This window comes from Saccharibacillus sp. JS10, from assembly GCF_024436065.1.
Taxonomy (GTDB): Bacteria; Bacillota; Bacilli; order Paenibacillales; family Paenibacillaceae; genus Saccharibacillus.
Map to the genome: position 1 here is coordinate 80163 of NZ_JANFNS010000001.1, position 14064 is coordinate 94226.

The 14064-nt window shown below is 47.5% G+C and carries 14 protein-coding genes; 12 read left to right on the forward strand and 2 right to left on the reverse strand.

Annotated features, from left to right (window positions below; genetic code table 11):
* The first annotated feature begins 6 nt into the window (after nucleotides 1–6).
* The 3 genes from NOM90_RS00370 (at nucleotide 7) to NOM90_RS00380 (ending at nucleotide 2878) form a co-directional block, all read left to right on the forward strand.
* The gene (locus NOM90_RS00370; protein WP_370866568.1) at nucleotides 7–1029 is read left to right on the forward strand and encodes a FecCD family ABC transporter permease; all 1023 of its coding nucleotides are present in this window, start codon (nucleotides 7–9) and stop codon (nucleotides 1027–1029) included.
* A gap of 174 nt (nucleotides 1030–1203) precedes the next feature.
* Nucleotides 1204–2091 carry an aldo/keto reductase gene (locus NOM90_RS00375; protein ID WP_255939155.1) on the forward strand — a complete coding sequence of 296 codons (888 nt, stop codon included), beginning with the start codon at nucleotides 1204–1206 and terminating at the stop codon, nucleotides 2089–2091.
* A 163-nt stretch (nucleotides 2092–2254) separates the two neighbouring features.
* Nucleotides 2255–2878, forward strand: coding sequence for a flavin reductase family protein (locus tag NOM90_RS00380; protein ID WP_255939156.1), 624 nt, complete (start codon nucleotides 2255–2257; stop codon nucleotides 2876–2878).
* Nucleotides 2879–2992: 114 nt separating this feature from the next.
* Here the strand turns inward: NOM90_RS00380 and cls are convergent, their stop codons facing one another.
* On the reverse strand, nucleotides 2993–4441 hold the full coding sequence (gene cls, locus NOM90_RS00385) for a cardiolipin synthase (RefSeq protein ID WP_255939157.1): 1449 nt from the start codon (nucleotides 4439–4441) through the stop codon (nucleotides 2993–2995).
* A gap of 223 nt (nucleotides 4442–4664) precedes the next feature.
* On the opposite strand from cls, the gene NOM90_RS00390 reads away from it, so the two are divergent.
* The 4 genes from NOM90_RS00390 to NOM90_RS00405 are packed head-to-tail and all read left to right on the forward strand — an operon-like array spanning nucleotide 4665 to nucleotide 8791.
* Nucleotides 4665–5579, forward strand: a complete 915-nt coding sequence (locus NOM90_RS00390) for a sensor histidine kinase (protein WP_255939158.1) — start codon at nucleotides 4665–4667, stop codon at nucleotides 5577–5579.
* Entirely contained in the window at nucleotides 5576–6235 is a 660-nt protein-coding gene (locus tag NOM90_RS00395) for a response regulator (protein ID WP_255939159.1), read from the forward strand. Before NOM90_RS00390 ends, NOM90_RS00395 begins: the two co-directional genes overlap by 4 nt.
* A 19-nt stretch (nucleotides 6236–6254) precedes the next feature.
* The gene (locus NOM90_RS00400) at nucleotides 6255–7940 is read left to right on the forward strand and encodes a copper resistance CopC/CopD family protein (RefSeq protein ID WP_255939160.1); all 1686 of its coding nucleotides are present in this window, start codon (nucleotides 6255–6257) and stop codon (nucleotides 7938–7940) included.
* Nucleotides 7941–7987: 47 nt separating this feature from the next.
* Nucleotides 7988–8791 (forward strand): YcnI family copper-binding membrane protein, encoded by an 804-nt coding sequence (locus NOM90_RS00405; RefSeq protein ID WP_255939162.1) that lies wholly within the window; start codon nucleotides 7988–7990, stop codon nucleotides 8789–8791.
* Between the two features lie 101 nt (nucleotides 8792–8892).
* Here the strand turns inward: NOM90_RS00405 and NOM90_RS00410 are convergent, their stop codons facing one another.
* The gene (locus NOM90_RS00410; RefSeq protein WP_255939163.1) at nucleotides 8893–9738 is read right to left on the reverse strand and encodes an alpha/beta hydrolase family protein; all 846 of its coding nucleotides are present in this window, start codon (nucleotides 9736–9738) and stop codon (nucleotides 8893–8895) included.
* A 206-nt stretch (nucleotides 9739–9944) separates the two neighbouring features.
* On the opposite strand from NOM90_RS00410, the gene NOM90_RS00415 reads away from it, so the two are divergent.
* From NOM90_RS00415 to NOM90_RS00435, 5 genes are read left to right on the forward strand one after another with little or no spacing between them, the layout of a single operon-like run.
* Nucleotides 9945–10472, forward strand: coding sequence for a sigma-70 family RNA polymerase sigma factor (locus NOM90_RS00415; RefSeq protein ID WP_255939165.1), 528 nt, complete (start codon nucleotides 9945–9947; stop codon nucleotides 10470–10472).
* A 28-nt stretch (nucleotides 10473–10500) separates the two neighbouring features.
* Nucleotides 10501–11619 carry a hypothetical protein gene (locus NOM90_RS00420; RefSeq protein WP_255939167.1) on the forward strand — a complete coding sequence of 373 codons (1119 nt, stop codon included), beginning with the start codon at nucleotides 10501–10503 and terminating at the stop codon, nucleotides 11617–11619.
* On the forward strand, nucleotides 11616–12590 hold the full coding sequence (locus NOM90_RS00425; protein WP_255939169.1) for an ABC transporter ATP-binding protein: 975 nt from the start codon (nucleotides 11616–11618) through the stop codon (nucleotides 12588–12590). The genes NOM90_RS00420 and NOM90_RS00425 overlap by 4 nt, the downstream gene beginning before the upstream one ends.
* Nucleotides 12587–13417, forward strand: a complete 831-nt coding sequence (locus NOM90_RS00430) for an ABC transporter permease (protein ID WP_255939172.1) — start codon at nucleotides 12587–12589, stop codon at nucleotides 13415–13417. The genes NOM90_RS00425 and NOM90_RS00430 overlap by 4 nt, the downstream gene beginning before the upstream one ends.
* A 49-nt stretch (nucleotides 13418–13466) precedes the next feature.
* Nucleotides 13467–14048, forward strand: coding sequence for a hypothetical protein (locus NOM90_RS00435; RefSeq protein ID WP_255939174.1), 582 nt, complete (start codon nucleotides 13467–13469; stop codon nucleotides 14046–14048).
* The last annotated feature ends 16 nt before the right edge of the window (nucleotides 14049–14064 follow it).

Genomic DNA, 14064 nt, shown 5'->3' on the forward strand with positions numbered 1-14064 from the left:
GGATCAATGATTCATCAAGCCGAACGGCGTAAACGCAGCCAAGGGATTTTTGTAGTCGGTATTTTTATCATTTTAATTATTGTAGCTTTTATTATCAGTATGAATACAGGATTTATTCGACTGTCGCCGATTGAAGTGTTTTCCACTTTGTTTGGAGGCGGGACGGCGCAACAAGAATTGATTTTGTTCGAATTCCGTTTGCCTCGTATCGTCATTTCGATTCTGATCGGGGCAGGCCTTGCCGTATCCGGCTGCGTTCTTCAAGGACTATCCCGTAATGCTTTAGCGGATCCGGGTATTCTGGGCATCAATGCTGGAGCAGGTCTGATGGTTATGCTGTATGTATCTTTTTACTCGTCGAGTGTAAGCGGTTCGGTCTTTTTGCTTCCGATGCTTGCTCTGATTGGAGCGGCGGCAGCGGCTGTGCTGATCTATGTCTTGTCGTATAAAAAAGGCGAAGGTCTGATTCCTACGCGAATGTTGCTGGTGGGAATCGGGGTCGCTGCCGGAATCAGTGCTGCGATGATCGTGCTCACGCTTCGTCTGCGCCCAGAAGAATACCAGTTTGTCGCGTCATGGTTAGCAGGTCGAATTTGGGGAACGAGTTGGAAGTTTGTGCTCGCTTTATTGCCGTGGTTGGTGCTGTTCTTGCCTTTTGTTTTTTACAAAGCCAAAGTAATGAACGTGCTCAATATGGGCGATCAGACTGCTACAGGGCTAGGTACCTCAATCGAGCGCGAGCGATTGTTACTGCTTGCGGCAGCGGTTGGTTTAGCAGGATCTTGCGTCGCAGTCAGCGGAGGAATCGGCTTCGTAGGTTTGATTGGACCGCATTTGGCTCGTCGATTGGTAGGGCCTAAGCATCAAATATTGCTGCCTGTCTCCGCACTTGCCGGAGCGTTACTCGTTTTGGTTGCGGATACGATCGGGCGATGGATTTTGCAGCCGACCGATATTCCGACAGGTGTCGTGGTAGCCGTAATCGGAGCACCTTATTTCTTGTATTTGCTTAGCAAAAGCAAAATGTAAATGGATTTGTAGATAGGGAAGCCGCTCTTGAACGTCAAGAGCGGCTTTTTCTTATGCAAAATCATGAAGCATAGATTTGATAATATTCGCCGAATCGCCTATGATGGAAGCGTTATCTAAAATTCGAAACCGATTTAGAACCTAATCGATGCAGTTGGAAAAGGAGAATTGGAGATGAAGTATAGAAGACTTGGCAAAACAGATCTGAATGTCTCGGTAGTGGGGGTAGGAACTTGGCAATTCGGCGGGGATTGGGGCAAAGATTATACCCAGCAAGATGCAGATGCTATTTTGAGCCGCGCTCAAGAGCTGGGCATCAACTTGATCGATACCGCAGAATGTTACGGCCCTCACCATATGTCGGAGAATTTTATTGGCGATTACTTATCGCGTCATCGGCGTGAAGATTGGGTCTTGGCGACAAAGTTTGGTCATCATTGGCATGATCATTGGGAAAATGCGTGGAGCGTTGATCAGATTCGGACGCAATTGGAAGAATCGCTTCGTGCGTTACGCACGGATTATGTCGATCTGTATCAATTCCATTCCGGTTCGGACGAAGCTTTCAATAACGATGAACTATGGACCATGCTCGACAAACAAGTGCAAGCCGGTAAGATTCGGAATCTGGGTATTTCGATCGGAAGTAACGATAATCTGTATCAGACCGATCGAGCGACGGAAGTGAATGCGAAAGCGATCCAAGTCGTATATAACCGAATCGATCAAGTACCGGAAGAGCGGGTGTTCCCTTCTTGTGAGCGTCAAGACCTCGGCGTACTGGCGCGTGTTCCGCTTGCTAGTGGATTTTTGAGTGGGAAGTATAAGCCGGGTGCTGTATTCGAAGATAATGTACGCAAAGGTCGCGACCGCGAAGATGTAGACGCCAAGCTCAAGCAAGTTCAAGAAATCGCCGCAAACGAAGTACCGGAAGGCGTCGGCATGGCAGAATGGGCTTTGGCATGGTGTTTGAAAAATCCAGTGGTCAGCTGTGTGATTCCGGGATGCAAAACGGTAGAGCAGGTAGAATCTAACGCCCGCGCCGCAGAGATCGAATTGTAAGTTTACTTTTTCGCTGTGCTGGTGTAAAGTGTTATCAGAACGGTTTTCGCGTTGAAGTCAAACGCGAGGGCCGTTTTTTTATGCTTAACTTTGAATCAAGCGACATAATACGCTACATTTATAAAGTGAAGTAGATGAAGCCGACAGAAAAGAGGTTTTGCGTATGTATAACTTAGACCCGCTTGAGCTAGATGCTAAGCTTGTATACAAACTGATGACAGGTACGATTGTACCTCGTCCGATCGCTTGGGTGACTTCTTGGTCAAACGAACACAATGTGGTGAATGCGGCACCATTCAGTTATTTTAATATGGTCAGTTCCGATCCTCCGCTTATTGCAATCTCTGTCGCTCGTCGCCCCGATGGGCAGATGAAAGATACGTCTCGGAATGTAACGGATCATCAAGAGCTGGTCGTGCACATTTGCGATGAAACTCTAGTTGAAGAAATGAACCGGACGGCTGCGATGTTATCGCCTGAAGAAAGCGAAATTGATCTAACGAAACTGACTTTGGTCGATAGCGATGTCGTAAAAGTACCGGCGATCGCAGAAGCGAAAGTCCGGTTTGAATGCCGTTTGGAAAGCCATTTGCCGATTAAATCAGACGATGGCAAGATTACGCATGATTTATTGATCGCTCGCATTTTGCGCTTCCAACTTGCGGAGTCTATTTATGATGCGGATCATGGCTATATTTTGACCGAGCAACTGCGTCCGGTCGCTCGATTAGCAGGGAACGAATACGCTGAACTGGGTCGTTTGTTCTCGATTACACGCCCGGTTTAACTGAGCGGTAATTAACAAATTTATACCCGACAGAAAAAGCTTGAATACAAAAAATCCGCTGCGAACGTCAATAAGACGCGTCGTAACGGATTTTTTAAGTTTCCATTATTGGATTTATAAAATAGGTGAGAGCAATCTTGTGAACGACTCCAGAGCTTTACGCAGCAGTGGACGTTGTTTGTATTGCTCTAGCGTCAGTACTTCGCTTTCTTCCATATCTTTGCGGAATAACGATTCAAGCTCACCCGCTTTTTGTGAATCGTACAAAATCGCATTCACTTCAAAGTTCAGTTTGTAGCTACGAATATCCATGTTGGCTGTACCGACCGAAGCAAGGCGTCCGTCAACTACCATCGTTTTGGCATGGATAAAGCCTTTTTTATACAGATAACAATTGACGCCAAGATCCAGCAGTTCGCCCAAATACGAATACGATGCCCAATACACCATTTTGTGATCGGGAACTTTTGGGATCATCAGATGAACTTCTACGCCGGACAAAATCGCCATTTTGAGCGCGGTCATCATACTATCATCCGGAATAAAATAAGGCGTTTGGATCATGATACATTCGCGCGCTTGATCCATCATTTTGATATAAGCCAATTTGATCGTTTCGCGGCTTTGATCGGGACCGCTTGAAATGATTTGAGCGCCGACTTTACCCGGGAACGGATGGGACACGCTCAAAAACAAATTTTCGGGAATCGGCTGCTTGATCGAAAGACTCCAATCGTGCAGGAAAATCGCGTGCATCTGAATCAGCGCCGTACCTTCGATTCGTAGATGCGTATCGCGCCAGTAGCCGAACTTTTCGACTTTGCCTAAGTATTCGTCACCTACATTGAATCCACCGATATATCCGCAAGAACCGTCGATAATAACCAGCTTGCGGTGATTCCGATAATTCATTTTGAAATTGATAAACGGAATCCGGGACGGGAAGAAAGGAGCGGCTACGCCGCCGGCGTCGCGGAACTTTTGCAAAAAGCGCCGACCGACTTTTTTACTGCCCCAAGCGTCGTACAAGACCCGTACTTCCAGCCCTTGCTTGGCTTTCTCGGTTAGCGCGTCGATCAGACGTCGACCCAGGTCGTCATTTTGCCAAATATAATACTGCACATGAATATATCGTTCGGCGCGAGCAATATCCGCAAGAAGGGCATCAAATTTTTCTTTTCCGTCCGAATAGATAATGACGTCATTGTCTTGCGTATAGAGTGAGAAATCGCCGACCATATTCATATGAAGCAACTCGCGGTAACGAGCGGTGCGTGGATCATTAAACTCGAGTTTGTCTTCTAACAATTGCTGACGTTGCACAGAAATACCGGGTAGCAAAATCTTTTCTTGTTCTCTGAATTGATACCGTTTGATTTTGCTCAAGTTTTGTCCCAAGAATAGATAGAGTACGAAACCGATAATCGGCAAGAAGAAAAGAACCATGATCCAAGCCCAAGTGACTCCAATATCACGGCGTTCCAAAAAAACGACAGTTAAAGCAAGAATTACGTTTAAAACGAGCAAAAACCACGGAGCTTGAAGGAACCAGTATAATTCCAATGTTGCGACCTCCACTTTCTCAAGTAAACTTTAAGATAATCATACGCCGATTCCGCATAATAGTGTACCTGATTGTGATAAATAAGTGAACAGAATAGACAAAATCACCGCTTTAAAAGTCGAAAAGACGTCATAAGGTAGCCCGAAAGAGCCATCCTTTCCTTTTCGATATTAGTTAAAATGAAACAGAAGGCTCGCGGATTGCGGGTAAGGAAGGTTGGAAATGATGAGCGATAAGCAAATCAAATGGTTGATCTTGTTTTTGCCAACTATCGTCGTAGGGATTTGGGAATACGTGCGGCATCAATTTTTGATGCCTGTCCTATCGATGAACGCAGGCAATGTTTTGACGCCCGTACTCGTATTCGTGGTCAGTATCACGCTGCTTCGCCGTTTGTTTGCAAGATTGGAACGGATTCAGCGCGAGTTGGAGCAAGCCCGTGCGGTCAAAGCGAATTTGGAAGCCAGAGAAGAGTTAGCACGCGAGCTGCACGATGGAATGGCTCAATCGTTGTTTCTATTATCCGTCAAGATAGACCGAATGGAAAAAGGGGCTCAAGATTCTGGGCTTGGAAATGAACTGGGTGCGATAAGAAAAACGGTGCATGAAGTAAATCGATATGTACGCCAAGCTTTATCGAATTTGCGTGAACCGAAGCCCAATTCTGTTTTCCCAAATCCAGGCTTTTCGCAAGAGACTTCTCAAGCGCCAGAAATTGCGACTTCAGATGAGGTAGAACTGCCTGCAGTTGCTGAAGAATCGATGGCAGCTAGAGTTGAAAGACTCGCGGAAGAAGCGATGATTAAAGTGAAGGTGCATTGGACATTGCCAGACGAGCAATTAGGTAGTCGTGAAAAGGTAGAATTGCTCGCTTGTGTGCGCGAAGCCGTTATTAATGTTCGCAAACACGCGTCGGCAGACTCTGCTGAGGTGATCGGTCAATCGATGGCAAACGGATGGTCGGTCGAGATTGTCGATAACGGCAAAGGTTTTGATGATGATCCACTCAGCGTACCGGGTCGTTATGGATTAAGAATCATCGCGGATCGCGCTCAAGAAATGGGCTGGGACTTTATATGGGATTCCAAACAAGGACGCACATCCGTGAAGTTGCTACGGAAGGAGGAACGATCATGAACCGCTGCCGCGTACTCGTTGTCGACGATCACAAACATGCGCAAGAAGCCATCTGCGATATTTTATCGACCGATCCTCTTTTCGAAGTGGTTGGCGTTGTATCGAGCGGAAGTGAAGCGATTGCGTTTACGGAACAATGGATGCCGGACTTGATTTTGATGGATATTCGGATGAGCGGCATGAGCGGGCTAGAAGCAACAGGACGTATCAAAGTCGCGTATCCGTATGTGAAAATCATCATGATCACGGTATCGGACGATATTGCTTATCTGCTCGAAGCGTTGAAGCAAGGCGCTCAAGGTTATTTGCTCAAAAATTTGGCGCCGTCTACGTGGATCGAATACCTCAAATCCGTAGTCAGTGAAGAAGCGCCGCTTAGCCGGGAATTGGCTTTTCAAATCCTCAAAGAATTTTCCGCGCCGGCTAGCGAACCGGAGAACGATACGCTTACGATCAGAGAACGGGAAATTTTGCGTCAAGTCGCTTCGGGGCTGACGAACCGGGAAGCCGGAGAAGTATTAGGAATTTCGGAACACACGGTCAAAAATCATTTGAAAAACATTTTACAAAAACTCCAGCTGCAAAACCGGGTACAACTGACTCGGTACGCGATGGAAAAAGGCTGGGTAGGCAAAGACGGCTTCAAAGGCGAGTAAGTTGCCGGAAAGGATAGCAATGAACAGAAAGATTGGAGTATGGAAAAGATTTGTACTGCTGCCGATCTTGGCTGCGGTAATACTGGCAACAGGGCTGATGCCAAGCTTGGCTTCGGCTCACGCTACGCTGGTCTCGTCAACTCCGGCAGATCAGACTTCGATGGCGAAGATGCCGGAAACTATTCAACTGACTTTCAACGAAACGATACAAGGTGAATTTCTGTCGATAGAAATCACGAATACAGCCGGGAAAAAAATGCCGGTCGGACAAGCGACGGTTCAGCAAAACGATGAGCGCATCGTGACCTCGGCAGTTGAAGGCGATTTTCCTGACGGTATTTATACGCTGAATTGGCGCGTCGTATCCGCGGATGGTCATCCGATCCGGGGGACGATTCGGTTCGGTATCGGCTCAGACGGCGTACTAACCGATGCCGGAGTAGCCGGGGGAGCTGCCGATTATACACCAGGCGCAGATACGGTCGCGCATCGCGCAGCCCTATATACCTTATTCTCAGCGGTAGCGGGCGTGATCTTATTCCTCGGCTTTCTGCTCCCGGCAGAATTGCGGAGTACCCAAAGTATAACGCGTCCGATGCGGATTTTATTTTGGACATCCATGACCTTGCTGTTGCTCGTTATTTTGATTGGCTTGCCGCTGCAAGCGAAGTTGTTCGCGGATGTGCCGTGGAGCGAAGCTTTCGGCAAAGAAATTTTAGGTCAGACGCTGGAAGGCACATCGTCCGGTCGAATGTTCTTATTGCAAGTGTTAGTTTGGCTGATGATCGCGGGCGCTGTAGTCGTCAACGACGTTATGGGCTGGGGCAAACGCGGCGGGCACTGGACGATTGTCATTGTCGGATTTGTGCTGTTGCTTGTGACCAAAGCGTTGACAGGGCATGCAGCAGGAACCGAGCATGTATTCAGTCAAGTGTTAGCCGACACCTTGCATATGTTAGGGGCGACGGTATGGATCGGCGGAATACTGGCGTTACTGTTCTACCTGATCTTTGCGAAAAAAGAAGGAATAGGCGGCATATGGAAAAAAACAGTCCAGCGCTTTGCCCCGTGGGCATTTGGTTCCGTCATTGCGCTGATCTTTAGCGGCGTGGTGATGAGTGTGACGCATATTCCGACTTGGTCTGATCTATTCACCAGCCGTTATGGTCAACTCATCGTCGCCAAATCGGTGCTGCTACTTATTATGGCGACGCTCGGATTTATTCATTTCCGTAACGCCCGCCGCAAACAGGAAGCACAGAAAATAGGGGCTTTAATTACCGAATTTGCAGCCGGTATTATTGTATTGGTGCTGGCAGGTCTGCTGACGAATGTACCGACGCCGCCACCTGCGGCAGCCGCGCCAACAGCTTTCTCAGATGTGCAACCTGCTGAAGACGCAGAGAATGTCAAGATTTCTCTTGATGTGCGTCCGCTCAAAGTTGGCAATTCGACCTTTACTGTACGCTTTACCGATGCAGAAGGGGCGGCGCGAAGCGATTGGCAGCAAGTTACGCTGCGAATCGCACCTCAAGCTTCGCCAACCGAAGAGACCGAAGTTCGCGCGGACAAACAAACCGACGGGAGCTACCAAGTGTCAGGTCTGTATTTCGGTAACGCCGGAACCTGGAATGTAGAAGTTCACGGATTGTCGGATCGTTTTGAACAAGCAGATCGAACATTCACAATGGAAGTTAACGAATAATCCAAAGATTAATTTTAAAAAACATATAAAAGGCGGAATTTATCCCTATGAAAATCAAATCGATGAACCACACATTCAAAAAAATCATGACGCTTGCAGCTCCGGCAACCGCAGCTTTCTTGTTATTTGCTACCGTAGCCAGTGCTCACGTGACGGTGCTTCCTAAAGAATCGGCTACAGGAGCTTGGGAAACATATACGATGAAAGTTCCCGTCGAAAAAGATGTGAATACAAACAAAGTCGTACTGAAAATGCCGGAAGGCGTAGAATTCCAACAATACGAACCGATTCCAGGCTGGACAACGACCGTTGACGAATCCGCAGGAACCGTGACTTGGGAAGCCGAAGGAGATGGAATTGGCGCAGGGCAATTCCAACGATTCACTTTTGTCGCTAAAAACCCGGCAGCAGAAGGCGAAGTCGCATGGGATGCGTTCCAATACTACACAGACGGCAGCATCGTAGAATGGACAGGCGACGAGAACGCCGCGACGCCGCACTCCATGACCATGATCGGCGCAGCCGCAGGTGAAACTACTGCGAATGCTCACGGACAAGCCGTAGGTACAGACAACGCAGCAGATGAAGCTACAACCGATGAGTCCGCAGTCAGCGACCCAGCCGAAGCGACGACCGATGAAGCGTCAACAGATACGGCTACCGATCCAGCAACAGCTGAAGAAACGAATGATGCTTCCGCAGTCAGCGACCCAACCGCTGTACCCGCAGACGCACCTTCCGATGCACCAGCTGCTTCAACGAGCAATGTATTGCTCTACATCACCCTAGCGCTATCGATCGTAGCCATCGCTTTGTCAGGCGCAGCCCTAGCAACCCGCAAACGCAAATAATGGTATTAAAAAGACCTTCATCCCCTAACAAGAGGGGTGAAGGTCTTCTTTTCTTAATTCCCAAAATCCCGCTTCCGCCCGCACAAGTAACTCAATAAGATTTACGAGTTGTTATCCAACCACTCAAACATATCCCCCAGCACTTTCATCCGTACTTTCTGCGGCATATGATGCCCAAGATCCTCCAGCGTAAACAGCTCGCCGGGCTTCCCAAGCCGCTGCAACTCCGCATACATCCGCGCTGCATGTTCATACTTCACTTGTACGTCTTGCGTACCGTGCATAACGAGTACCGGGCACTCGATATCTTTTGCCATATAGATCGGTGAACGTTCTTGATACTTTTCCGGAATTTTATAGACCGAGCCTTCCATCACTCGCTTGAGCATTTTACGCAAATCAATACGTTCTTCATACGTTTGCCCCAAATCGGACAAGCCGCCCCATAAGACCAGATGCGTTGCTTTTTCTGAGATCGCGGCATCCGTACCATTGATCGAGCCACGCGAAAATCCGAGCACCGCGATCTGCTTCGAATCCGCTTGCGGAATCGCTTGAGCGATTTGCATCGCAATACGCGAATCTTCCAGATCCGCGCCGCCGAATCGGTCGTAACCGACGCCGCTTTCGCCGCCGCGGTAGCAAGGCGCGATTACGATTCTGCCAAACGAAGCAAATTCAGCCAGCCAATCGACTCGTACACGACCGACTTTTCCAATCCCTCCCCGGCAATAAACAAGCACCGGATAATTGCTTTTTGCGGTAGGATTAGATTGCACGGTAGAGGGTAGTACGCAAGCAACGTGCTCGACCGTGAGTTCGGAATCGCCGAAATATTCAGTCAGGAAAAGCAGCCATTCTTCGGGCGAAAGTTGGAGTTCCGGAGGGAAAGCTGCGTAAGCCGCCACATGCAGCCCGCCAGACAAGTAAGTAAAACGATAGATCATGGCAGCCTCCTTTTAAATAAGAAATAAAGTCATTAAGGATCGAAGAAACCTTGTACAGATATTCTTTTAGTGTACTCTCTTTATTCATTGATTTCGAATTTCTATATTTTTTTTGCAAAAGGCGATACAAAATAAAAGAACCTGTCGTCTTTTCAGTGTATATACGGCAAGGAAGAGCGGCCGCACTTCAATAAGGAGGTTCACACATGGACCATTTAAATACAGAATCAGATACGTTTCAAGCGATCTTTCTTCAATATTACCCCGGTGTTCGTCGGAAGCTCATCGCGATGGTAAAAGACGAAGCGACAGCGGAAGATTTGGCTCAAGAAGTATTTTTGAGACTTTATCGTAATCCGCCGGATGATCCCAATGTGCTGGGAGCTTGGCTCCACCGAGTGTTAACCCGGATCGCTTACGATCATACAGACCGGTTGGTGAGGCAGCGTAAACTTCAAGAAAAACAAGAACATTATTTCGACCGTGAACAGACGTGGGAGAGTGGAGAAGCCGCTGTAGTCCGTAGCGAAGATCAAGAAGAAGTGAAACAACTGCTTGATGAACTGCCGGAACGCGATCGCCAAGCGCTCATGCTTCGTTACTCCGGTTATAGTTACGCGGAAATCGCGGAAGAAATCAAAGTCGGTGCTCCGAGAGTCGGATCGTTATTAAATCGTGCAGCGGAAAAGTTGAAAAAACGGGCAGCAGGTAGACCCAACGGATTGAATTCATAAACAAAATCGATTCTAGGAGGAATTTGTAATGACGACAAGCAAAAACAACGAGCAAGAACAGGCAATCGCTAATCAAGCATGGGAGAAGATGCAAGCACGTTTGCAGCAAGAACCGGTAAATCCAGTATGGGCAACATGGAAAGAAGCAGATTTCAAGCAAACTGAGCAAGGGGCTTCTGCATTTCTTGCAAACTCCGCAGAAGATCAGAATAATCAGTCGGCAAAAAACAACGTACATCTGCTGCAAGATTCTACGGCGAATATTTTAACATCCAAAAAGAACAAAAAACGCGGTGCCCGTATTGCATTCGCAGCAGCGGCAGCAGCTGTAATCGCAACTGCGGTAACGCCTGTAGGAAACCAAGCGCTTGCAAGCATTTTAAATAAATTTACGATGCAAGACGCGGTCGTTGTTCAACAATCGGAATTGGATAACATGAGACAAATGATTTATAACATCGATGACGATTTCCAAACGGCGAATATCTACGGAGATTTTAGCAGCAGTCCATTAAACGAATTTGGCGAGAAAGATTCCGTCGAACAAATTCGTGAAAAACTAGGCTATACTCCGATCGTTGGACCGCAAGGTACCGAAGGAAGATTGAGTGCGGCTATCGGTACCAAAACCGAAATGAAGCTGGATGTAAACGAAGTGAATGAGATGCTGCGAAAACTTGGAGCGGAGTATTTATTCCCACAAGAAGCGAATGATAAATCGATTACGATGACTTACCCAGCAAGAGTAATCTATAATTTCGGTAACGACTCAGACTCATTTGAGGCAGACACATGGGCGATATTGGATCAATCGGATATGCCTACGGTAGAATTCGATGAGTCTTTCCCTGTAGAACAAACGATGGAAGCTGTGATGAATTTCCCTTATTTGCCGGAAGAATTGAGATCCAGCCTTCAAAAAACAGCGGTATCGAGTGGGAAATTACCTCTTCCTATGTTTGAAAGAGGTCAAGCGAAAAGCTTTGACGTATCGGGTGTAAAAGTCACGTATACCGAAGAAGAAGGCGGAACAAGAAGCGCATTTTGGATTAAAAACAATCAGTTATTCGAATTTAACGCAGCTATTCAATTTAAAGGTGGCGAAGCCGGATTCCTCGACTTCGTGAAAGGACTGGCGGTTCAGTGAATTCTTTAACTCCTGCAATTCAAACTCAATCTTTAAGCAAAATTTACGATAACGGACGCGGTTGTCGCGATATTACGCTCACAGTCGGACAAGGGGAAGCCTTCGGCTTCCTCGGTCCTAACGGCGCGGGAAAAAGTACGTTTGTCAAAACGTTAGTCGGTCTGGTATCGGCGAGCAGTGGCAGCGGATTATTGCTTGGAGAACCGATCGGTTCGTTGAAAGCACGTGCGCAGATCGGCTATCTACCCGAATTGTACCGATATCCGGAATGGCTAACGGGTGAAGAAGTGTTGAAATTTCACGCGGGGCTGCTCGGGATCAAAGGGAAAGAAATGAATATGCAAATTCGCACTTTGCTGGACGAAGTCAGTATTGGAAAACGTGGACTCGATCGAGTCAAACAGTATTCGAAAGGGATGCAGCAAAGACTTGGCTTGGCTTGTGCGCTTCTCGGTAATCCCCAAATTTTGTTTTTGGATGAACCTTCTTCGGCGATGGACCCAGTGGGTAGACGCGAAGTTCGTGAATTGCTGCTTGAACTTAAAAAAAGAGGCAAAACCTTATTTTTGAACTCACATCTCATGCAAGACGTCGAAACGGTCTGCGACCGTATGGCTCTAATGCTCAACGGAAACATGATTCGTACAGGAACCGTTGAAGAATTGTTGCAAGTCCAAGTCCGCTGGCGTTTCAAAGTCGGCGGTTTTTCCACTCAGTCTTTGGAATGGCTACGGGCAGAAAGCGGATTGAATATTACGTTGGAAGATCCAAATTATAATCCTGCGCAAGATTGGGAGAGCCCGGTATGGCTGCAAGCCGAAATTGCGGACGAAAATCAAGCCGGACTGCTAAACATGCTCATTATGGAACAAGGCATGACTTTGTATGAATCTTCGATGCAATCGGAAAAGCTGGAAGATTGGTTTGTCGATACCGTATCCGGGCAAGATCAGAGGGGGGAACGCGGATGAATATGATCATTTCCGCTACATGGAAAGAAATGATACGCCGCAAAATGCTTCTGATCGCTGCCGTATTAACTGTGTTGTTTTTGGCGGTTTATTGGTTTATTGGCGATACCGTAAGTGGTGAGGTGCACGGAGATTTACTGATGCAGGTCGCGCGTCGAAATGCGATTTTGTCGCTGGGATTCTTTTTTGCCGGATTCGTCGTCGCTTTTTTGGCGATTTTCGGTTCGTTTTCGGTCATTTCCGGGGAAGCTGAACAAGGCATCTTGCAATCGGTATTAACACGCCCGCTTCCGCGATGGAAATGGTATATCGGTCGTTGGATCGGTTATGTAACGTTGATCGGTGCTTATGCACTGCTGTTATTTGCCGCTCTTTTATGGATCACGAATATTCATGCGGGGTTAACGCGCGACTATGGCGATATTTTGGTTTCGCTTTTGCTCTTTTTAGGTGCAGTTCCGATCCTTGTTAGTGCTTCAATGCTTGGATCAACGCTATTTTCCGGAATCGGCAACGGTGTCTTTATGACGATGTTATACGGCGCAAGCTGGCTCGGCGGTATGGTCGAGAAAGTGCGCAGTATCCTTCCGGTCGAAGAAAATGTGCAAGCGACATTGTCGAGAATCGGTACGCTGCTCTCGCTGTTAACGCCAGCAGACGGACTACAACGCCGGATGTTATTTGTACTTACGCAAGGAAGCGACGAACGTATTCCTTTTCTCACCGGAGGGAATCCGCCTTCCGATACGTTTGTGATTTATTCCGCTATTTTCGTTGTTTTTGCTTTCGGCGTCGGATTGTGGTTATTTAAAAGAAAAGACTTTTAAATGCGAAAAGTGCTAACCACAAATCCATATCGGAAAAGGGGACAGGCTTATGGGTCGACAAACGTATCAAATCCCGTTCGGAGCCGAACCTGCTGTGCGCCAAAATAAAGGGACGTTAGTCTTTTACGATTCGTTCGAAAACGTGAGCGACGAGCAGTTGGAACGTGCCGCGCAAGCGGCGGTGGCTCGTTCTTTTTCACAACTTGTGCTGTATCCGCTGCATGAAGCGACAGTGCGACGTCTGACCGGCGAGGCGGCAAGTGCTTTTTACAAACGCGATGATCGGCTGCATGATTGGAAAAGGTCTCAAACGATTATGAAAAATGTTACGGTGGAAAATTGGGATGGTAAACGTAAAAAGTATACACCGCTTGAAGCCGCGCTTCGTTTTATCGATGAAAAGTATCCGTCGCCGTTATTTTTGTATCTGACCGCAGACAATGCCAATCGCTTTGCTTCATTCGCTACGTTCGAAGAGTGGATCGTGCGTATTCGGTTGGTACTGGAAGACTCGCCCAAGCATCTGCATCCAAGGCTGGAAAAGTTCCGTCATCGCTGGGATACCGTGGATGAATGGCTCAGAAAAGAAAAGCCGAACGCTCAGACCGATTCTTATTCCCGTAGACGTTAAGCGGCAAAAGTGAATT

Excerpts from the sequence above, each read along its gene's own strand:
- NOM90_RS00380 (WP_255939156.1), top strand. The coding sequence starts at position 2,255 with ATGTATAACTTAGACCCGCTTGAGCTAGATGCTAAGCTTGTATACAAA.
- NOM90_RS00400 (WP_255939160.1), top strand. The coding sequence starts at position 6,255 with ATGAACAGAAAGATTGGAGTATGGAAAAGATTTGTACTGCTGCCGATC.
- NOM90_RS00430 (WP_255939172.1), top strand. The coding sequence starts at position 12,587 with ATGAATATGATCATTTCCGCTACATGGAAAGAAATGATACGCCGCAAA.
- NOM90_RS00375 (WP_255939155.1), top strand. The coding sequence starts at position 1,204 with ATGAAGTATAGAAGACTTGGCAAAACAGATCTGAATGTCTCGGTAGTG.
- NOM90_RS00420 (WP_255939167.1), top strand. The coding sequence starts at position 10,501 with ATGACGACAAGCAAAAACAACGAGCAAGAACAGGCAATCGCTAATCAA.
- NOM90_RS00395 (WP_255939159.1), top strand. The coding sequence starts at position 5,576 with ATGAACCGCTGCCGCGTACTCGTTGTCGACGATCACAAACATGCGCAA.
- NOM90_RS00370 (WP_370866568.1), top strand. The coding sequence starts at position 7 with ATGATTCATCAAGCCGAACGGCGTAAACGCAGCCAAGGGATTTTTGTA.
- NOM90_RS00390 (WP_255939158.1), top strand. The coding sequence starts at position 4,665 with ATGATGAGCGATAAGCAAATCAAATGGTTGATCTTGTTTTTGCCAACT.
- NOM90_RS00435 (WP_255939174.1), top strand. The coding sequence starts at position 13,467 with ATGGGTCGACAAACGTATCAAATCCCGTTCGGAGCCGAACCTGCTGTG.
- NOM90_RS00415 (WP_255939165.1), top strand. The coding sequence starts at position 9,945 with ATGGACCATTTAAATACAGAATCAGATACGTTTCAAGCGATCTTTCTT.
- NOM90_RS00405 (WP_255939162.1), top strand. The coding sequence starts at position 7,988 with ATGAAAATCAAATCGATGAACCACACATTCAAAAAAATCATGACGCTT.
- NOM90_RS00410 (WP_255939163.1), bottom strand. The coding sequence starts at position 9,738 with ATGATCTATCGTTTTACTTACTTGTCTGGCGGGCTGCATGTGGCGGCT.